At 64.2% G+C, this 20,502-nt stretch carries 16 protein-coding genes; 1 reads left to right on the top strand and 15 read right to left on the bottom strand.

The window, feature by feature from the left end; translation table 11 throughout:
- Positions 1 to 81 precede the first annotated feature (81 nt).
- From rpoB to FPK30_RS03960, 3 genes are all read right to left on the bottom strand, one after another.
- The gene (gene rpoB, locus FPK30_RS03970) at positions 82 to 3,648 is read right to left on the bottom strand and encodes a DNA-directed RNA polymerase subunit beta (protein WP_232345823.1); all 3,567 of its coding nucleotides are present in this window, start codon (positions 3,646 to 3,648) and stop codon (positions 82 to 84) included.
- A 194-nt stretch (positions 3,649 to 3,842) separates the two neighbouring features.
- A complete protein-coding gene (locus FPK30_RS03965) occupies positions 3,843 to 4,508 on the bottom strand; it encodes a hypothetical protein (RefSeq protein ID WP_144085389.1) in 666 nt (221 codons plus the stop codon).
- A gap of 30 nt (positions 4,509 to 4,538) precedes the next feature.
- Entirely contained in the window at positions 4,539 to 5,531 is a 993-nt protein-coding gene (locus tag FPK30_RS03960; RefSeq protein WP_415873699.1) for an HhH-GPD family protein, read from the bottom strand.
- A gap of 111 nt (positions 5,532 to 5,642) precedes the next feature.
- Between FPK30_RS03960 and FPK30_RS03955 the strand changes: the two genes are divergently transcribed.
- On the top strand, positions 5,643 to 6,296 hold the full coding sequence (locus tag FPK30_RS03955) for a tRNA (cytidine(34)-2'-O)-methyltransferase (protein WP_101432005.1): 654 nt from the start codon (positions 5,643 to 5,645) through the stop codon (positions 6,294 to 6,296).
- 15 nt (positions 6,297 to 6,311) lie between these two features.
- On the opposite strand, the gene FPK30_RS03950 is transcribed toward FPK30_RS03955, so the two are convergent.
- The 12 genes from FPK30_RS03950 to FPK30_RS03895 form a co-directional block, all read right to left on the bottom strand.
- Positions 6,312 to 7,676 carry a PFL family protein gene (locus FPK30_RS03950; protein ID WP_144085387.1) on the bottom strand — a complete coding sequence of 455 codons (1,365 nt, stop codon included), beginning with the start codon at positions 7,674 to 7,676 and terminating at the stop codon, positions 6,312 to 6,314.
- A 10-nt stretch (positions 7,677 to 7,686) separates the two neighbouring features.
- Positions 7,687 to 7,959, bottom strand: coding sequence for an ACT domain-containing protein (locus tag FPK30_RS03945; protein WP_144085386.1), 273 nt, complete (start codon positions 7,957 to 7,959; stop codon positions 7,687 to 7,689).
- Between the two features lie 114 nt (positions 7,960 to 8,073).
- Entirely contained in the window at positions 8,074 to 9,336 is a 1,263-nt protein-coding gene (gene galK, locus FPK30_RS03940) for a galactokinase (protein WP_144085385.1), read from the bottom strand.
- The gene (gene galT, locus FPK30_RS03935) at positions 9,333 to 10,616 is read right to left on the bottom strand and encodes a galactose-1-phosphate uridylyltransferase (protein WP_144085384.1); all 1,284 of its coding nucleotides are present in this window, start codon (positions 10,614 to 10,616) and stop codon (positions 9,333 to 9,335) included. Before galT ends, galK begins: the two co-directional genes overlap by 4 nt.
- Before the next feature lie 82 nt (positions 10,617 to 10,698).
- Positions 10,699 to 11,556, bottom strand: a complete 858-nt coding sequence (locus FPK30_RS03930; RefSeq protein WP_260804409.1) for a DeoR/GlpR family DNA-binding transcription regulator — start codon at positions 11,554 to 11,556, stop codon at positions 10,699 to 10,701.
- A 219-nt stretch (positions 11,557 to 11,775) separates the two neighbouring features.
- Entirely contained in the window at positions 11,776 to 12,519 is a 744-nt protein-coding gene (locus FPK30_RS03925) for a polyprenol monophosphomannose synthase (RefSeq protein WP_144085382.1), read from the bottom strand.
- Between the two features lie 8 nt (positions 12,520 to 12,527).
- The gene (locus FPK30_RS03920) at positions 12,528 to 13,898 is read right to left on the bottom strand and encodes an NADH:flavin oxidoreductase/NADH oxidase (RefSeq protein WP_144085555.1); all 1,371 of its coding nucleotides are present in this window, start codon (positions 13,896 to 13,898) and stop codon (positions 12,528 to 12,530) included.
- Positions 13,899 to 14,034: 136 nt separating this feature from the next.
- Positions 14,035 to 16,296: a transglycosylase domain-containing protein gene (locus FPK30_RS03915; protein ID WP_144085381.1), complete on the bottom strand. Its 2,262-nt coding sequence runs from the start codon at positions 16,294 to 16,296 to the stop codon at positions 14,035 to 14,037.
- Positions 16,297 to 16,337: 41 nt separating this feature from the next.
- On the bottom strand, positions 16,338 to 17,057 hold the full coding sequence (locus tag FPK30_RS03910; protein WP_024627458.1) for a Crp/Fnr family transcriptional regulator: 720 nt from the start codon (positions 17,055 to 17,057) through the stop codon (positions 16,338 to 16,340).
- Positions 17,058 to 17,181: 124 nt separating this feature from the next.
- Positions 17,182 to 18,393, bottom strand: coding sequence for a lipoate--protein ligase family protein (locus FPK30_RS03905; RefSeq protein WP_222102858.1), 1,212 nt, complete (start codon positions 18,391 to 18,393; stop codon positions 17,182 to 17,184).
- Positions 18,390 to 19,364, bottom strand: coding sequence for an NINE protein (locus FPK30_RS08350; protein ID WP_415873697.1), 975 nt, complete (start codon positions 19,362 to 19,364; stop codon positions 18,390 to 18,392). Before FPK30_RS08350 ends, FPK30_RS03905 begins: the two co-directional genes overlap by 4 nt.
- A 30-nt stretch (positions 19,365 to 19,394) precedes the next feature.
- Positions 19,395 to 20,438: a 3-isopropylmalate dehydrogenase gene (locus FPK30_RS03895; protein ID WP_144085379.1), complete on the bottom strand. Its 1,044-nt coding sequence runs from the start codon at positions 20,436 to 20,438 to the stop codon at positions 19,395 to 19,397.
- Positions 20,439 to 20,502: the final 64 nt, after the last annotated feature.

Below are 20,502 nucleotides of genomic sequence, written 5' to 3'. Positions count from 1 at the left end.
CCTGTCTCTGATCTTGTAACTGCTCTGAAGTTTGCCTTTTAGCGGGATGCCCGTCAGGCGGGCATCCCTGTGACTGGTGGTTCAGCGGTACTCCGGCTCGGGAGCTGACTGGTCGGCCTTGGCGGCGGCGTCCGGGCGGGCGCCGATGTTGAAGCCCAGGTCGTCGGAGGCGGCGCTGGGGTCGTCGTCCTCGTCCTTCATCTCGATGACGTTGCCTTCGGCGTTGAGCACCTCCACGTTCAAGGAGAGCGACTGCATCTCCTTGAGCAGCACCTTGAAGGATTCGGGAATGCCGGCCGCCGGCAGGTTCTCCCCGCGCACGATGGCACCATAGGCCCGCACACGGCCATCCACGTCGTCGGACTTGGTGGTCATCATCTCGTGCAGGGTGTAGGCGGCACCGTAGGCCTCCAGGGCCCAGACCTCCATCTCGCCGAAGCGCTGGCCGCCGAACTGGGCCTTGCCGCCCAGGGGCTGCTGGGTGATCATGGAGTAGGGGCCGGTGGACCGGGCGTGGATCTTGTCGTCCACCAGGTGGTGGAGCTTGAGCATGTACATGTAGCCCACGGAGATCGGCTTGGTGAAAGGCTCGCCGGTGCGGCCGTCGTAGAGCACGGCCTTGCCGTCATCGCCCACCAGACGCTCGCCGTCACGGTTGGGCAGGGTGGTCTTGAGCAGGCCGTTCAGGGCGTCCTGCCGCACGCCGTCGAAGACCGGGGTGGCCACAGCGGTGCCGGGCTCGGCCTTCTCGGCCCCTGCCGGGATGTGCTTCTTCCACTCGGCCTCCAGGTTGGGATCCAGGCTGATGTCCCAGCCGGAGTGGGCGATCCACCCCAGGTGGAGCTCCAGAACCTGGCCCAGGTTCATACGTGAGGGCACGCCCAGAGGGTTGAGCATGATGTCGATGGGGGTGCCATCGGCCATGAAGGGCATATCCTCCTCGGGCAGGATCCTCGAGATGACGCCCTTGTTGCCGTGGCGGCCGGAGAGCTTATCGCCCTGGGTGATCTTACGATGCTGGGCGATGTAGACCCGGATCATCCGGTTGACGCCGTTGGGCAGCTCGTCGCCGTCCTCCTCGGCATCCTCGCGGGTGACCTCCTTGACTTCGATGACCGTGCCGGTCTCGCCATGGGGAACCCGCAGGCTGGTGTCGCGCACCTCGCGGCTCTTCTCGCCGAAGATGGCCCGCAGGAGCCGCTCCTCGGGAGTCAGCTCGGTCTCGCCCTTGGGTGTGACCTTGCCGACCAGAATGTCGCCGGCCTCGACCTCGGCGCCGATGCGGATGATGCCGCGCTCGTCCAGGTTGGCCACCGCATCCTCGCCCACGTTGGGCAGGTCCCGGGTGATCTCCTCGGCGCCCAGCTTGGTCTCGCGGGCGTCGGTCTCATACTCCTCGATGTGGATGGAGCTCAGGGTGTCGTCCTGGACCAGCCGCTGGGAGATGATGACGGCGTCCTCGTAGTTGTAGCCGTTCCACGGCATGAAGGCCACCAGGAGGTTCTTGCCCAGGGCCATCTCGCCCTTCTGGGTGGCGGGGCCATCGGCCAGGACCGTGCCGGCCTCGACCCGCTCCCCATCCTTGATCAGGGGAACCTGGTTGTAGCAGGTGGTCTGGTTGGACCGCTGGAACTTGGCCAGCTTGTAGGAGGACTGGGTGCCGTCGTCGTTCATGACACGGATGATGTCGGCGGAGACGTAGGTGACCACGCCCGGCTTCTCGGCCAGGATGACGTCACCAGAATCGATGGCGGAGCGCCACTCGGAGCCGGTGCCCACCAGAGGACGCTCGGACTTGACCAGGGGGACGGCCTGACGCTGCATGTTGGTGCCCATCAGTGCTCGGTGGCCCTCGTCGTGCTCCAGGAAGGGGATCAGGGAGGCACCCACCGAAACCATCTGCCGGGGGGAGACATCCATCAGGTCCACCTGGGAGACGGGCACATCCTTGGCCTCGGCCTCGGCGTCACGCACCAGGGCCTCGTCCTCGACGAAGTGTCCGGTCTCGTCGATCTCCTGGTTGGCCTGGGCGATGGTGTGCTCGGACTCCTGGTCGGCGGTCATGTAGACCACGTCGTCGGTCACCTGGCCATCAATGACCTTGCGGTAGGGGGTCTCGATGAAGCCGAAGGGGTTGACCCGGGCGAAGGTGGCCAGGGAGCCGATCAGACCGATGTTGGGGCCTTCAGGGGACTCGATGGGGCACATGCGTCCGTAGTGGGAGGGGTGCACATCGCGCACCTCCATGGAGGCGCGGTCGCGGGAGAGGCCGCCGGGGCCCAGGGCCGAGAGACGACGCTTGTTGGTCACGCCGGCCAGCGGGTTGTTCTGATCCATGAACTGGCTCAGCTGGGAGGTTCCGAAGAACTCCTTGATGGTGGCGTTGACCGGGCGGATGTTGATCAGGGACTGCGGGGTGATGGCCTCCGCATCCTGGGTGGTCATCCTCTCGCGGACCACGCGCTCCATACGGCTCAGGCCGGTGCGCAGCTGGTTCTGGATCAGCTCGCCCACCTGGCGGATGCGGCGGTTGCCGAAGTGGTCGATGTCGTCCACGTCCACCCGCAGCTCGATGTCCTGTCCGTTGCGGCGGCCGGGGAAGGTCTGCCCGCCGGCATGCAGGGTCACCAGGTACTTCAGGGTGGCGATGATGTCCTCGGGATGCAGGCTGCGATCGTTGAAGTCGGCCTCAAGGCCCAGCTTGCGGTTGATCTTGTAACGGCCGACACGGGCCAGGTCGTAGCGCTTGGTATTGAAGTAGAAGGAGTCCAGCAGGTTGCGGCCGGCCTCGGGCGAGGCGGTGTCCGCGGGCCGGATCTTGCGGTAGAGGTCGGTCAGGGCCTCGTCCTGAGTCTCGATGGTCTCCTTCTCCAGGGCGTCCAGCACCAGCGGGTAGCCCTTGAAGGCCTTGCGGATCTGCGGCTTGGTCATGCCGATGGCCATGAGGAAGACGATGGCGGACTGCTTGCGCTTGCGGTCCACGCGCACGCCCAGCACATCGCGCTTGTCGATCTCGAACTCCAGCCAGGCGCCCCGGCTGGGGATGATCTTGGCCCCGAAGATCTCCTTGTCGGAGTTGCGGTCCTGGGTCCGGTCGAAGTAGACGCCCGGGGAACGGACCAGCTGGGAGACGATGACGCGCTCCGAGCCGCCGATGATGAAGGTGCCGTGGGGGGTCTGCAGCGGGAAGTCGCCCATGAAGACGGTCTGCGACTTGATCTCGCCGGTGTCCCCGTTTTCAAACTCGGCGTTCACGTACAGAGGAGCGGAATACGTATAGTCCTTCTCCTTGCACTCCTGGACCGTGTGCCGGGGTTCCTCGAAGTAGGGATCCGAGAAGGTCAGGCTCATGGTCTGGGCAAAGTTCTCAATGGGAGAAATCTCCTGGAAAACCTCATCCAGGCCCGAGACCGGGGCCACGGTATGGGTTCCGTTGACCTGATCCTCCTCGACCCGCTTCTTCCAGCGGTCGTTGCCGACCAGCCAGTCGAAGCTGTCGGTCTGCACACCCAGGAGGTAGGGCACCTCGATGGGTTCGCGGATGGATCCGAAGTTGACACGGTCGGTGGCCTTGTGCAGTTTGATGTCGTGTTCGTCAGCGCGTGCCTGCGTAGTGGTGATACTTCTTACAGCTTTATTGGCAGCCAAAATGGACGTTCCTTATCGCTCGCCGTACTCGATCATTCCTGTTACCCCAGGGAGATGCCGAATGGCCGCCATATGCCTATTCGCGGGCATCTCCTCGATGATGCATGCCCGCTATATGACACACCTCATGCAAAGACAAAACTATAGCAGACAAGAACCATGGATGCAATCGGCGTGTCGTCTTTGGAAAGCTGCTATTGGACCATGACCGGCACAGGCTGGGAAACCACCCGGGGATTGGCCTTGAGGACCAGCTTGGCCTGGTAGGAGCCGGCATTGACCCGAGGCAGCTGATCGTCGGGCAGGCAGCTGTCCTGGCTGCTGTCAGCATTCCAGGTGATGGTCTGCACGTCCTTGTCGCCGGTGGCCATGAGCAGAGTGCGCGCCCCAACCGGGCAGGCATCGGAACGCCAGATGGTCTCCTGGCCGCTGGTGATGATCAGCACCCGGCCGCCGTCGGAGCCGTCCACCAGACAGGACCCCGTTCCCTTGTGGCGAATGGTCGCCGTAAAGTCGATGGATCCGCCGACCCCAGTGCTTGGATCGGGCGCGGCCAGCTCCAGAGCCAGGTCCCCCTTGCCACAGTCAGGAGCTCCAGAAGAACGCTTTTTGCCGGAGTCCTTCTTCTGATCCTTCTTCTGCTTGTCCTTGTCCTTGGATTTGGTCTTTGGAGTCTGCTGCTGGGCGCTGGTCGAGGCTCCCTGGGCCCCGCTGCCTCCACGCAGTGCTCTGATGCCGGCCCCCACGCCCCAGACCAGACCGGCGCAGACCAGCAGGAAGAGCACCGCCAGCAGAGCAGCCGCAATCCTCCGGCGACGGTACATCCGCCGCTTCTTCTCGCTCATGCGTCGCTTGGCCATACTTCTCCACTCTAATCGCCAGGGCGGCCTTCACTGCGGCAGACTCAGGCTGCCGTCCTGTCCGATCTCCAGAAGGCCGTCCTCGTCCAGGGAGGCGATGCACCGATCAAGTCGGATTTCGTCGTCGCACAGGGATTTCAGATCCTTCCTGGAGACGGGCGCCCCCGAAGCCTGCCGCAGCGCCTGGAGGATGGATCCGCGGATCTGCCGGTCGGTACCTGCGAAGCGCTGCCGGGGTCTGGTCCTGCCTGCGCCCAGACCGGGCAGCCCAGCCTTGAGGAAACGGCAGTGACCGGCCAGAGGGCAGATGTCACAGGCCGGCTTGCGGGCGACACAGACCGTGGCGCCCAGCTCCATGACGGCCTGGTTCCAACGGGCCGAAGGCGGCTCCCGCCAAGCCGCAGAAGGGATCTGCGGATCAGCCGTTCCCAAGCGGTCATCACCGGTCACGCGATGACCGGAAGCCCCTGGATCTTCGTCTTCGGGCAGGACATGCCAGGCCAGCTGGCGCTCTTCTCGGTTGGCAGCACCCCCGGTGGATTCACGCCCCAGAAAGACCCTGGAGAGCACCCTGCGGATATTGGTATCAATGACGGCAATTCTCTCGCCGTAGGCAAAGCTCATGACAGCGCTGGCCGTATAGTCGCCGATGCCGGGCAGGGCCACCAGCTGGTCGTAATCCCGAGGCAGCCGGTCTGCATATTGGCCCGCCACCTGCCGCGCGCACTCCTGCAGGCGCAGGGCTCGGCGCGGGTAGCCCAGCCGGCCCCAGGCCGTAATGACTTCAGCCTTGGGGGCGGCGGCCAGTGAGGCCGCATCCGGCCAGGCGTTCATCCAGGCCGTCCAGTAGGGCACCACCCGACTCATCTGGGTCTGCTGGCTCATGACCTCGGAGACCAGGACCCCCCAAGGCGTGGTTCGTCCAAAGCGCCAGGGCAGGTCGCGGGCATACCGGCTCCACCAGTCGAATAGCCGCAGGCGGATGGGCTCAGTCTCCGCCAAGGCCGTTTCCGTCTTCTCCATGGTCACACCGCCCTTCGCCATTGGATCCTGCCTCATTCAACCGCCGTATTCTGCCCGACGGTGCCGACCGTCACTGCCTGGCCTGTCGTTTGGCGACGGTAGGTTGGCCTCATGAACAGGCAGGAGCAGGAGCGGTCCGGCGACCCATCAAAGGCCGTCGAAAGCATGTACGAGTACGGATACCGCAAATCGAATTATGGCCCTGACGAGCTGGTCACCGACGCCCACGGCAACCCCATCTCCGTGGTGGATGCCATGATGAAGGCCGATCAGGCCAGCCGGGTCAAGACCTCCACGCCCCACCTGTGCTACTACTCGCCGCGGATCCCCGGCAACACCGGCTCGGCCATCCGCCTGTGCGCCGTGACCGGGACCATCCTGCATCTGATAGAGCCCCTGGGCTTCAACCTCAAGGACACCAAGCTGCGCCGGGCCGGCCTGGACTACCATGACATGGCCCACGTGGTCCTGCACCCGGACTTCGACGACCTGGTCCGCTCCATGCCCGACAGCCGGATCATCGCTTTCACCGCCCACGCCGACAAGCTCTACACCGAGGTCAGCTACCGGCCGGACGACATCCTCCTGTTTGGCCCCGAACCGGGCGACATCCCCGACCCCATGGACATCATGGCCGGCCCTCATGTAGCCGAGCAGGTCAGGCTGCCCATGCGGCCCAGCCTGCGCAGCCTGAACCTGACCAACTGCGCCTCCATCGCCATCTACGAGGCCTGGCGGCAACTGGGATTCCAAGGCGGTCGCTGAACCCCGCGAGCGCACTCAGTTCTTGAAGCTGTGAATGGGCGCTGGGATGTGTCCGCCTCGATTGACGAAGTCCGCGCAGGAACGGGTATTGACGGGCACGACCGGCCCGCCGCCCATGAGCCCGCCGAACTCGGCCCACTCGCCCACCTGCTTGCCGATGACAGGAATGACCCTGACTGCAGTGGTCTTCTGATTGATCATGCCGATGGCCGCTTCGTCGGCGATCAGGCCGGAGATGGACTCGGCAGAGGTGTCGCCGGGGATGGGGATCATGTCCAACCCCACCGAGCAGACGCAGGTCATGGCCTCAAGCTTCTCCAGGGTCAGGCTCCCCTCTTGTGCAGCCTGAATCATGGCGGCGTCCTCCGACACGGGAATGAAGGCCCCGGACAGCCCGCCCACCGAGCTGGAAGCCATGATGCCGCCCTTCTTGACCTGATCGTTGAGGATGGCCAGGGCCGCAGTGGTCCCGGGGGCGCCCACCTGCTCCAGGCCCATGGTCTGCAGGACCTCCCCCACTGAGTCTCCGACAGCTGGGGTGGGCGCCAGGGACAGGTCGATGATGCCGAAGGGCACCTCCAGGCGACGGCTGGCCTCCTGGGCCACCAGCTGCCCCACGCGGGTGATCTTGAAGGCCGTACGTTTGATAGTCTCACAGAGCTGCCCGAAGTCTGCTCCCTTGGCTGATTCCAGGGCGGTCTTGACCACGCCGGGTCCGGAGACCCCCACGTTGATGACGGCCGACCCCTGGCTGACCCCATGGAAACCACCGGCCATGAAGGGGTTGTCGTCCGGAGCATTGCAGAAGACCACCAGCTTGGTGCAGCCAGAGCTGTCCGAGTCGGCGGTGCTCTCAGCAGTGGCCTTGACGACCCGCCCCATGAGGGCGACGGCATCCATATCGATGCCCGTTCTGGTGGAGCCCACGTTGACGCTGGCGCAGACGCGTTCCGTCTGGCTCAGCGCCCTGGGCAGGGACTTGATCAGCAGCCGCTCAGCCGGGGTCATGCCCTTGCCTACCAGGGCCGAGTAGCCGCCGATCAGGTTGACCCCGACCTCCTGGGCCGAACGATCCAGGGCCTTGGCCACGGCTACATAGTCTTCCACCGTGTGGCAGGCGCCGGCGGCCACCAGAGAGATAGGAGTGACGGTGATGCGTTTGTTGACGATGGGAATGCCGTACTCACGGGCGATGGCATCGCCTGTGGACACCAGATCGCCGGCCAGGGAGACGATCTTGCGATGGATGTTCCGACAGAGCATGTCCACATCACCGCTCACACAATCCAGCAGGCTGATGCCCATAGTGATGGTGCGCACGTCCAGGCGCTCCCGGTCGATCATGTCGTTGGTCTCGAGGACCTCGTCGCGTGTGATCATGGCCGCCTCCTCAGACCCGGTGCATCCTGGTGAAGATCTCCTCGCGCTGGCAACGGATGGAGACCCCGATCTCTTCTCCCAAAGAATCCATCCGCTGGCTCAGCGCGTCGAAATCATCCTTACAGGCGGTGCAGTCCACGATCATCATCATGGTGAAGAAGCCATCCAGAATGGTCTGCGAAATATCCAGCACATTGATCCCCTGCTGGGAGAGGTCTGTACAGACCTTGCCGATGATGCCGATGGCATCCTTGCCCACCACTGTGATGATCGCCTTGTCCATGACCGTCCTCCTCATCCACCTCGCCCTTGACTGGACCCCTGAAAACCGGGACCCCGCTCCCCCAGCTTAGAGGAGCGCCGGGAGAAGCGGGGTCGTAAGAGTCTGCAGTCCGATTCAGGATTCGCGCGCGGCCGCCGAGGAGGGCAGGGCGATCAGGGCTCTGGGGGACTTGAATCCCTTGGAGACGAATCGTTCGGCTATCTCACGGGCAAGATCGGAGCCCTTGCCGGCATCAGCCAGGGCGATGATGGATCCGCCGAACCCGCCGCCGGTCATGCGAGCCCCATAGGCCCCGCCCTGACGTGCCGCATCCACGGCCTCATCCAGCTCCGGGCAGGTGACCTCGTAGTCGTCCCTCAGGGAGTCATGGGAGGCGTTGAACAGGCGACCAGCCAGGACGTAATCGCCCCTGCCGAAGGCCTCGATAAAGCGGTCCACCCGTCCTATCTCGCTGATGACGTGGCGTACCCGCCGACGCATGGTCTCATCCGGCAGCTGCTCCAGCAGGGCAGCCAGGGCAGATGGGGGATCAGCGGCACCATTGACCTGGTCTGCCGCCTGGCGCAGGTTGGCTACTCTCAACAGGTGTGCAGCCTGCTCGCAGGTGGCCCGTCGCTGATCGTATTGGCCGTCGTTGAGCTGGTGCTGGGCCCTGGTGTCGACCACCAGCAGCTCTAGCCCCGCAGCCTCCAAATCGAAGGGGACCTGGCGCACATTGCTCATGGCATCCAGTTCTGGCCGGCAGTCCAGCCGCAGGGCGCAGCCTGATCGACAGCGCATGGAGGCGCTCTGATCCATGCCGCCGGTGGAAGCGCCAGCCATGTCGTTCTCAGCAGTGATGGCGGCCTGGATCAGCCTGACCCGGCCAGCCTCGTCGCCTCCCAACCCCAAGGCGAACAGGTCATCCAGGGCCAGGGCCACGGCACAGGTCATGGCCGCCGAGGAGCTCAACCCGGACCCCACGGGCACACAGGAGGCCAGCGCCAGGTCAAAGCCTTGGACCTGAGGGAAGCCATCCCGCTGCAGGGCCCAGGCCACGCCGACCGGATAAGCCGCCCATCCGCTCACCCCTCGAGCCTGAAGCCCATCCAGATCAGCCTGGACCGGATGCTCGGGATCCATGGTGGAGACCAGGCGAACCCGGCTGTCCGTCCTGGGGCTGGCGGCCACATAGGTACGAGTGGGCAGGGCGATGGGCAGGCAGAGTCCAGCGTTGTAATCCGTGTGCTCGCCAATCAGGTTGACCCGGCCAGGCGCGCTCCAGACGCCCTGAGGATCCTCCCCATAGACCTTTTGGAAGAGCTCCCGGGCCTTGGTAGCGCCTTGGCCGTCGGCGCCCTGGGTCCAGGCCTGCATGAATTCCACTGTCGTCGTCATTGATTCTCTCCATTCTCCAGATCCAGGGGTCCCAGCTGGCGGAAACGGTCGGCGATCCGCTCGGGGGTGGTGTCCGACACCCAGGCAGCCATGCCTGACTCGGATCCGGCAAGATACTTGATTTTGTCCACGGCTCGACGGAAGGAGAAGAACTGCAGGTTGAGCCGGTAGTCCTCCCGCCGCGGATCGTGCAGCGGTGCCTGGTGCCAGGCGGCGATGTAGGGCAGATCCATCCCCCTGCCGTCGCCCTTGTCGAAGAAGGCGTTGCCCCGCTTGAGCAGGGTGGAATACATGACGGCCAGGTCCCAGCGCTCCTGGTCGTTGAGCTGATCCAGGCTCAGGATCCCGTCACGGATGGGGGCCACGTGGACCTCCAGGGGCCAGCGGGCGGCGGCAGGCACATAGGCCACCCAGGTGGCGTTGCGGAAGACCACCCGCCGTCCGGAGTCCAGCTCGGCCTTGAGGATGTCCGCCAGGAGGTTGCCGCCGGTGCGCTCCCGGTAGTCGGCGCACTGCCTCAACTCCTGCTCCAGCCGGGGGGCTATGAAGGGGTAGCAGTAGATCTGTCCGTGAGGGTGGGCCAGGGAGACGCCGATCTCCTGGCCGTGGTTCTCGAAGGGGAAAATCTGTTCGATGCCCTCCATGGTCGAGATCTCAGCAGTCCGGAAGGCCCAGGCCTCCACCACCGTCCGCAGACGGGAAACCGGCAGATCGGCAGGCAACGCGTGCTCGTCAGGGTCGAAGCAGACCACCTCGCAGCGCCCGTTGGCCTCGCGCACCGGCCAGAGGGGGTTACCGTCCACCAGGGAGGGCTGGTCGGCCGCCTGGGTATTGGGCACCTGCATCATGGAGGGGAAACGGTTCTCGAAGACCGCCACGTTGTAGTCCACATCGGGGATCTCCCCGTCCTGGTAGGGGTCCCCGGGCTTTCTGGCTGCCAGAGGGTTGCCCTTGGCGGTGGCCTGCGGTCCGGCGGTGATGGGCCGGTTCATCCGGGCCGTGGCCATGGGAATCCAGTCGCCGGTCAGAGGGTCCCGGCGCATCTGCGGCGGCTGGAAGGGCACCGTCCTGCCCTCCTGATCCTGATGGGGGGCGAACCGGTCGGTCAGCGGACGGGGATCGTCCAGACGCCTGGTCCTGCGGCCGGAGACGTACTCAGGATCGTCGTCCAGGTAGAAGAACCGGCGCCCGTCGGCCAGCCTGGTGGGGGTGATGCGGATGTGCTCCCTGGCGTAGTCGCCAGGAACATACCGCTGAGGGACATACTGCTCTGACTTCATGCTGCTCCTTCATCGTCCGTGATGATTGACAATCCATGGCAACCAGCTATGGCAACCCGCACACCCCTGTGTGACCTACCTCTCATTGAACCTGGTCCCCAGACCCGTCTGAGGCTCCGTCCTGAGCCTGGCCTTCCTCGGGGTTGACCGGCACCAACACCAGCCGCTTGACCAGGGAGCGGGTGGCCTCGGCCGACTCCTGGTCCAGCTGGTCGTCGGTGATGACGGTGTCCACCTGGTCGAAGGAGGCGAACAGGGACAGGGAGGTGCAGCTCCACTTGGTATGGTCAGTCAGGATGATGGTCCGGTCGGCGATGTCCATGAGCGCCATGTCGGTGGCCGCCTCCAGGGAGTTGGGCATCAGGAAGCCGCGTGGGATGGAGACCGAGTGGGTCCCCAGAAAAACCGTGTTGACCCGCAGGGAGGCGATGACCTTATCCGCAATGGGGCCTACCAGGGAGTTGGATCGGGTGATGACGCCGCCGGTGACGATGACTTCGACGTCCTTGCTCTCCATGGCCTGAACCAGCTCGGCCACAGGGATGGAATTGGTCAGCAGGGTCACGCCGGCGCACTGACGGCTCTCCAGGAGGTGCTGGGCGAAGACATAGGCCGTGGTTCCGCCGCCGATGGCGATGACGTCGCCCGGGGAGACATAGTCGATGGCATGACGGGCGATGGTGTCCTTGAGGCCCATGTCCATCTGCGACTTGACCGAGAAGAGCGGCTCAGCCAGCAGCGAGCTGGTGGTGACGGCCCCTCCGTGGACCCTCTTGAGCAGGCCCTTGTCCGCCAGGTCGGCAATGTCCCGACGGATGGTCATGGCGGAAACGCCCAACTCCTTGGAGAGGGCGGTGATACGGACTGCGCCACGAGTACGCAACCGGTTCAATATCAGGTGTTGGCGTTGTGACGATATCATTCGAACATTATCGCACACATTCGCCCAAATTGGCAAGCCGGCCATGGGACTGCGGTCGCCGTCCAAAAGCAGGGGCGAACAATCGATGTTTCTTCGATACCCCGACCATTCTTCCATACGCCAGAGGCCTGCCGCGGCTATTGCGGCAATCGGTCAGCCATGGCACATTCTGTCTCCAAGTCGCCCACAAGGGCCTGCGGGGTCGCCCGAGAAAGCGAACACGATGGCGATGCAATGTCAGTTTCGATGGGTCAACCGTTCAAGTCCCCATAGGGTCACCTGGACCATGGCCTCCAGAACGATCCCGACATCCATCTTCGAGCTGCCGCGAACCCGCTCCACGAAGACTATAGGCACTTCGACGACGCTCAGACCCATGGCCTGGACCCGACGCAGCATATCCACCTGGAAGACGTAGCCGCTGGAGCGGACCCTTCGCATGTCGATCCGCCTGAGCACATCCGCTCGATAGACCCGCAGGCCGGCGGTCATGTCCCGCACGGAGGATCCCAGGGCGGTGCGGGCATACCAGGATCCCACACGCGAGATCAGGTCCCGATACCAGGGCCAATGTTGGGTGCAGCCTCCGCGCACCCGGCGCGAGCCGATGACCAGATCCGGATGCGCCTTGCCTCGGGCCACCGCCAGCATCCTGGCCAGATCCTGGGGCCGATGGGAACCATCCATGTCCATCTCGCAGATCAGGCCATAGCCATGCCCCAAAGCCCAGCGGAAACCCTGCACGTAGGCAGGGCCCAACCCGCGGCGGTCCTGCCGATGGATGACGTGCACGCGAGGGTCGCGCTTGGCCATGTCCTCGGCCTTGGCACCGGTGCCGTCCGGCGAGTTGTCGTCGACGACCAGGACATCGACTTCCGGGCAGCAGGCCAAGAGCTGCGGAAGGATCACCCCGATATTGTCGGCCTCCTGATAGGTGGGCATGACCACAATGGTCCCTGCTCTGCCACCAACAGCGTCCATGGCCGCTCTCAGCGTGCGACGCCGTAGGCCCCGCGCCGGTAAGGCTCAGGGTAGGGGGCCTGCTGAGCGGACAGCCCCAGTTTGTAGGCGGCCCTGAGCGGCCAGTAGGGGTCGCGCAGACTGGCTCGACCGATCTCGACCGCATCGGCCAGACCCTTGCGTACGATCCGGTCAGCCTGCCTGGGCTTGGTGATCAGCCCCACGGCTGTGGTGGGAATCAGCACTTGGCTGCGCACCTGGTAGGAGAAGGGCACCTGGTAGTTGGGAGCGGCTGGGATATTCACGCCTGGCACCAGACCCCCGGTGGAAACGTCAATCAGGTCCACCCCGTGCAGCTTGAGCACCTTGGCGGTGCGGATGGTCTCGTCCAGGCCCCATCCGCCAGTGGCCCAGTCGGTGGCGGACATGCGCACCAGCAGGGGCATGCCCGAGGGAATGACCTCGCGCACGGCATCGGTCACCTGGATCAGCAGGCGCATTCTGCCGGACAGGTCACCCCCGTACTCGTCGCTGCGGCGGTTGATCAGTGGATCCAGGAATTGGGAGAGCAGGTAGCCGTGGGCGGCATGCAGCTCCACGCCCAGGAAGCCGGCTTGAACGGCTCGCACGGCAGCGGAACGGAAGTCGGCCACAATGGAGGCTATCTGCGCCCGCGAGAGCTGGACCGGGACCGCCATCCTCCCGAAGGCGATGGGGCTGGGGCCCACAGGTTGCCAGCCTCCTTCGGCCACGGGCACGGTGGCGTTGATATAGCCCATGGAGGAGCACCCGGAGGAGCCCTTGCGCCCCGAATGGTTGAGCTGGACGATAGGGACGGCTCCAGCGGCCTTGACATCCCGGACGATGCCCTGCCAGGCCCTGGTCTGCTCGTCATCCCACAGCCCCACGTCGCAGGGAGAGATCCGCCCCTGGGGGTTTACGGCCGTGGCCTCCCCGATGACGACTCCGAAGCCGCCCAGGGCCCTGGACACATAGTGCTGATAGTGGAAGTTGGTAGGAACCCCGTCATGCCGCAGGGACGAATAAGTGTCCATGGGCGGCATCCAGATCCTGTTGCGGATGTGCTGGTCGCGCAGTTCCATGGGCTGGAAGAGCGCAGGCAGGGCCTTCTCCCGTCTTCTTCCCGATTTTGGTTTCCTGGCCTTGTTGACGCTTTTCGCCTTCTTGGCCTTCTTGTCCTTTTTGGACGATTTGATCCCCTTGGCAGCCTTGCCAGTCTTCTTCTTGCCGTCGGCGGCATCCGACTCAAAGGACCAGATCGGTTTGGACACATCCAACCTGCCAGAGCCGCTCACCGGCCCCGGCATGGCCTGATCCTCATGAACCCGGCCGTCGGCCCGAGGGGCCTTGTCATCCAGCTCTGAATATTCCTGGACCATCTGTTCCTGCCTCTCCCGGCGGACGGCCGTACCCCTCGTGGTCCCGCCCGTCGACGAATCCCTGATGGTCTCCATTGTAGGCACAGCCTCGCTCGGATCCCAGCCGAGGCCCGACAAGCAGTCATCCAGCCAGGTACTAGTCGGCCGCGGGCACTGTTTGAGCCTCTTCCGAGGTCAACTCCCCGATCTCCGGCTCCTGCGCTTCTACGCCACGGGTCACCTGACGCTGCTGCATCGGAGCCGGCTGCTGAGGCTGGACCCCGCCTGTGAAGCGTGCATCGGGATTGCCATAGGAGTTGTCCGGTTGAATGTTGGCAGCGGCCAGGTAGGTGTTCATGAACTCCTTCCATGCCGGGGTGGCGATGTACATGCCGTACCAGGTACCCATGGACCGTCCGTTGATGACCTTGCCATTGAAGGAGACCTGGCCCTCGGCATTGCCCACAGTGACGAAGGAGGCCACCTGGGGCACGAATCCGCCGGTCAGCATGTACTTGTCCTCATGGGTGCCCGTCTTGGCGAAGGTCTTGCGACCCCCGTCCAGCTGGGTCACGGCCGCCTCACCTCCGGGCTGGACCACGCCCTGGTTGAGGGCATAGGCGGTGGTCTCGGCGATGCCCGGGTCGATGGCCTGATGGCAGTTGGCCTTGGGCACCTTGATGGACCGTTTATTCTTATCGATCACCTTGGTCATGGCGATAGGGCTGCAGGCCACGCCCTTGGCGGCGATGGTGGCGTAGACGTTGGCCATGGTCAGCGGTGAGGCCTGGACCGATCCGATGGTCATGGGCGGCTGGAAGCTGTTGTCTGAGTGGATGTCCATCTGGTCCTTGGGCGAATTGTGGTAGCCCATGTCCTTGGCTGTATCCGCTATGGTGCACAGGCCAATCTGCTGGGCCATGGAGGCCTGGGTGGTATTGTGCGAGCGAATCAGGCCCTGCAGGGGGCTCTCCGGTGAAGTGGTGCCGCCGCCCGAGTTCTCAACGTGCCAGCTGCCCGTGCCGAATCCATAGGAGGTACCGTCAGCCGTCTTGCAGGCGAAGGCGGTCTGCGGATAGCTGGTAGAGGTGCGCAGGGGCTGATTGATGGACTTGCCGGCCTTCATCCAGGCCACCAGGTTGATGGGTTTCCAGGTGGAGCCCACGGGGAAACCCCAGCCGCCGCCGTCCTGCTGGTCCACTGCATAGTTGATGGCCGTGCGGGTGCCGCCGCCGGAGTTCTGGGTGGCGTCGTAAATGCGGTTGATGCCGAAGCCCAAAACCTCGCCGGTGCCCGGGCGAATGGCCGCCATCGTGACCTCGAAGCCGGTCGGATCATCCACTGGGATGGTGTCCCGAGCCGCCTTCATGGCTGCGGCGTTGGCATTGACGTCCATGGTGGTGTAGATGTCCAGGCCGCCCTCCTTGAGGAGTTTGTTGCGATCCTCTTGGCTCTTGCCGAACTCCTTGGAGTTGAGGATCTGCTTGGTCACGTAGTCACAGAAGAAGGCCGCGTCCCCGGCCGCCTGGCAGCCGGCGTCCGCAGACTGCACATGCAGCATCTGATCCAGCGGCTTGGCCTTGTTCTCTTCATACTGGCGCTGGCTGATGTAGTTCTCCTGCCTCATCAGATCCAGGACGATGTTCCGCTGCTCCTGAGCGGCCTTGATATTGACGGTGGGGTCGAAGCGTGCGGGATTCTTGGTCACGGCGGCGATGGTGGCCGACTCGCCCGGATCCAGCTCCTTGGCCGACTTGCTGAAGTAGCGCCTGGCAGCCGACTCAACCCCGTAGACGTTGGTTCCGAACTGGGCGATATTCAAGTACCCTTGAAGAATCTCGGCCTTGGAGTACTTCTTCTCCATCTGCACCGCGATCAGCATCTCCCGCATCTTGCGGGCTATGGTCTCCTCCTGGGCGTGGTACTCGGCGATGGGGTCGTTGTTTTCCTCGGCCTGGTTCATGAGCACGTTCTTGACGTACTGCTGGGTCAGGGAGGAACCGCCCTGGGTGTCGCCCTGCTTGATGTAGGTCTGGATGAAGGCCCTGAGCACGCCCTGGGTATCCACGCCTGCATGCTCGAAGAAACGACGGTCCTCACGGGCCACCACGGCCTTCTGCATGTAGTCGGAGACGTCCTTGATGGGCACCACGATCCGGTTTTGCGCATAGAAGGTGGCGATGACGGTATGCCCGTCGGAGGCGTAGAGGCGGGACTGCTGGGGCAGATCGTTGACGTTGAAGTCGATGTTCTCCGTCTTCAGGGCGGGCATCAGATTCCTGGAGACGGCGTTGATGCCGAAGACTGCGGGGAACAGGAAACCAGAGACGACCACGCCACCTGCGACGCAGAAGATGAGGTAAGCCAGCAGCAGCGTGAAGAAGCGCCTGACCGACATGGATTTCTTTTGTTCGGGCATGGTCTCTATCCTAGGCCGTCGGCTCTACCGGGCAGCGGCGTTCACATGCGTGAGCGTCGAATCAGAGGTCCGGGCTGGAAAATGATGATGGTGCGGCCCTTGCGAGAGATCCATCCCCGGTTGGAGAAGTCCATCAGGGCCTTGTTGACGGTCTCCCGTGAGGCACCGACCAGCTGGGCCAGCTCCTCCTGGGTCAGATCGTAAGGGACCATCAGCCCCTGCTCGAAGGGTTCGCCGAAGCGTGTGGCCAGATCCAGCAGGGTCTTGGCCAGACGGGCCGGCACGTCCAGGAAGACCAGGTCGGAGATGCGCTCGTTGTCGGTCCGCAGGCGGTGGGCCAGCACCTGAAGCATGTCCACAGCCACCTTGGGATGCTGGTTGAGCCAGTCGAAGAGGGCATCGTGATCCAAGGCAGCCACCTTGGTCTTGTTGACCATGACCACAGCCGAGGCGGTACGCGGCCCGCCGGAGGGGTCAAAGACGGGAATCTCGCCCAGGATCTCCCCGCGCCCATGGATGCTGAGCAGCTGGATGCGGCGGTCGGGCGACTGGCGGACCAGCTTGACCCTGCCCTCCTCCAGCAGATACATCCGATGGTCGGTGTCCCCCTGCCGGAAGACCGTGGACCCCTTGGCATAAGTGGACTCGTGCATGGTGTCCAAAAGCTGGTCGGCGTCCTGCCTGGGCACCTGTTTGAATAGGGCGGTCTGCCTGAGGGCGTTCCCGTCATCGGGAATCTCGTTGGGCTTGTGAACCGCCATACTCCGCACTCCTTTTCGCCATGTCTGGCGGGTCTGCACCGACTCACGCATGGTTGATGACCTCGCGCCGGGTTCGACGCGACTGAGCACGATTATACCCACACACATCAACCCCCCTTGCCGGTCAGGCGATCTGGGCGGTCCACTCCCCACGGCCGTAGCGCTGCCGGGCCAGAGTGCGGGCCCGTTGCTCAATCTCGGGCGGAGGACTTGATATGCGTAGATCCGACACCAGGGAGGGCAGGGTGTCCAGAAGGGCATCGATCAGGGATCGACGGGACAGACTGGTCTGCCTGTCGATGGGATCCACCCGGCTTCTGACCGAGGCCACGGCCTTGTCGTGGAATTTCGCCGGATCCACATTAAGCACCTGGGCCATCAGATCAGGATCCACTGAGTAGGAAAGCGTGGTGTGGTGGAGCAGTCCGCCCGGTCCGCGGGAACCTGCCGGCAGCCTGCGCTGGGCGGCGCCCCCCATCTTGCCCCGCGGGGAGGCGATGTCATTCATGCCCTGCCATCCGGCCTGAATCCCCTGCATGCGCAGACCGCGAACCAGCCAGTAGTCGCAGATCCGGTAGGAGTCGATCAGATCGGTCCCCTTGACGAAGTCCAGGGGCAGATAGAGCGAATAGGTGATGGCCCGGTCGGGCTGAATGACCATGGTGCCACCGCCGGTGCATCGGCGAACCAGGGTAAAGCCCAGACTGCGCGCCCGATCCGCGTGGACCTCCTGGCTCAGGGACTGGAAGCGCCCCAGGATCACTGCCGGCGCCGACCAATTCCAAATGCGCAGGGTGGGCAGCAGCCGGCCTTGGGCTACGGCATCATTGAGAGCCTGATCCATGGCCATCTGCATGACGGGCTCCCGTGGGCGGTCCCTGATCAGATTCAGCTTCAGGCCGGACCAACGGCGGCGGCATTCGACCTCGTCCAGCTGCGACTGTTGAAAAGACGTCTGTTCGGGCTCCTCGCGCCCATGGCTGACCAGGCCATCCGGCAGGGCGCGCTCCAGTGCGGTCACCAGGGTCCATGGGGACACGCCGACTACTCGTTGACCATCCCCCTCTGCCATGACCTTGTCCAGCCTCTTCAGCGCCAGACCAGGATCCAAGGGCAGCGGGATACCACAAATTGCGGATTCCAGCCGGGATACCGGCCTATGATCCTCCTCGTATTCACGGGAGGCTGCCGGGGCCGGCTCCGTAAAGAAGTCGCCGTCAATCCTGCAGGAAGCAATGACTGGACGGGAGTCTGGCCCCTGGCCCAAGGTCAGGGTTACGGCCGCAAGTTTACCGCCCATCTGCTTGCCGACGCCGCGCAGAAGGGCCGGATTCAATCCGTCAACTCCCACCCGCGAGCGTCACGATGCCAGAAGGAGCCGGTTGAGGATGACAGAATCAGGATACCTTCGATCAGCCCCCAGATTATGGCGATGGTCGGCCCAATGAAGAAGAAGAGGAACCCTATCAGGGTGAGCATGAGCTGAGCCACACCCCGGCCGGTTCTGCCCAGGTAGAAGTTGCCCACGCCGAAGCAGCCCAGAAAGATGCTGAGCAGTCCGGCTGCCAACTTGCTGTGCGGAGTGGGTGATATCGGATAGGGACTCCTGCCGCTGGGCATAGCCCCGGGATACCCGCCCTGGGGCATGCCCGGGTAGGGCCAAGGCATAGGAGCCTGCGGCGGATACTGCCCGCCAGGATACTGATTGCCTGGATACTGGCCTGTTGGGTATCGATTGCCCGGGTACCCACTCGGTGGGTACTGGCCAGATGGGTACTGGCCGGGATAGCCCGGTCCCGGTTGATAGGGACTTGGAGGATTCTGGCCCCCAGGATACTGGCCACCGGAATACTGCCCAGCAGGATACTGCTGACCGGTCGGATACTGCTGACCAGCTGGATACCCGGCCGTCGGATACTGACTGGGCCGATAGGGCCCTGCCTGATACGCCCCAGGATATTGTTCGCCCTCCTGAGGGGCAAACGGGTATCTGGCATTGCCCCTCTGCCCTGTCGGATACCCATCATGGGGATACTGACTGGCGGGAAACTGCCCGGTCTGATAGGGGCTCTGGTTCCCCCCGCCGACATCATGGCCAGCTGGATAGCCCGAATCCTGCTGCTGCCCGTCGGCTGCATCTGGACCTGACTGGCCCGGCTGGGCTGCGCTGGCAGCGGCATCTTCCCCGGCAGGTTCCTGATGCTCGGGCGGAACCTGCGGGAACGGGGAGGGACCGAAGCCGGGATTCCCTGTCGGCATATCGCTGGACTGCCGGTCGTCCGGCTGGGGGACATCATCCATAGTCATGCCCTCCAGTCTAGCCGCCATCCGGCCCGATCACAGACGGCTTAGGATATCCCTGCCGATCTGCTCCGTGCTCCGCTGGGTGGAGCCGGAGCGTTCGATGTCGTCCTCCACGGCCCGTTCGATGCTGGCCGCCTCATCCTCGAAGCTCAGATGATCCAGGAGCATCCCGGCCGAGAGGATGGCCGCCGTGGGGTTGGCGATCCCCTTGCCGGCGATGTCGGGGGCGGACCCGTGGATGGGCTCGAACATGGATGGGTAGGTGCCCGAGGCGTTGATGCAGCCGGAGGCCGAGTAGCCCACGCCTCCCACCACAGCCCCCGCTTCGTCCGTGAGGATGTCGCCGAAGAGATTGTCGGTCACGATCACGTCGAAGCGGCTGGGCTCGGTCACCAGGAATATGGTGGAGGCGTCGATGTGCAGGTACTCGCGCTCCACATCGGGATACTCCTGGCCCACCTGGTCGACCAGCCGCTGCCACATGTCTCCCGCGTTGGTCAGCACGTTCTTCTTATGGACCAAGGTCAGGCGACGGCGACGCTTCATGGCCAGCTGGAAGGCGTAGCGGATGACCCGTTCCGCCCCGTAGGCCGTGTTGATGGAGACCTCGGTGGCCACCTCCTGGGGGGTGCCCCGGCGAATGGAGCCTCCGGCCCCGGCATAAAGCCCCTCGGTGCCCTCCCGCACGACCACGAAGTCGATGTCACCCGGATTGGCCAGGGGCGACACCACGCCCTTGTAGAGCTTGGATGGACGAAGGTTGACATACTGGTCCAGCTCGAAACGCATTTTGAGCAGCAGTCCCCGCTCCAGAATGCCGGCCTTGATCCGGGGGTCGCCGATGGCCCCCAGGAGGATGGCATCCTGCTGCTTGAGCCGGTCCAGATCCTCGTCGGGCAGAACGGCTCCATCACGCAGGTAGCGCTCAGCGCCCAGGTCGAAGTCCTCATAGCGGATATCAGCCTTGCCTCGGGTCACCTTCTCCAAAACAGCCTGAGCCTGGGGAACGATCTCCTTGCCGATGCCGTCACCGGCAATGACCGCAATGTGATATGTTTTCTGCTTGCTATTTGTCATACCCCGAGCATAACGAGCCTGCCAGGGCCCTTTCCCGACCCCGACCGAATCCCGGACAGGCCAG

Origin of the sequence: Bifidobacterium apousia, from assembly GCF_007559275.1 — a bacterium.
Classification (GTDB): Bacteria; Actinomycetota; Actinomycetes; order Actinomycetales; family Bifidobacteriaceae; genus Bombiscardovia; species Bombiscardovia apousia.
This window is presented reverse-complemented; position numbering and strand designations above follow the sequence as displayed.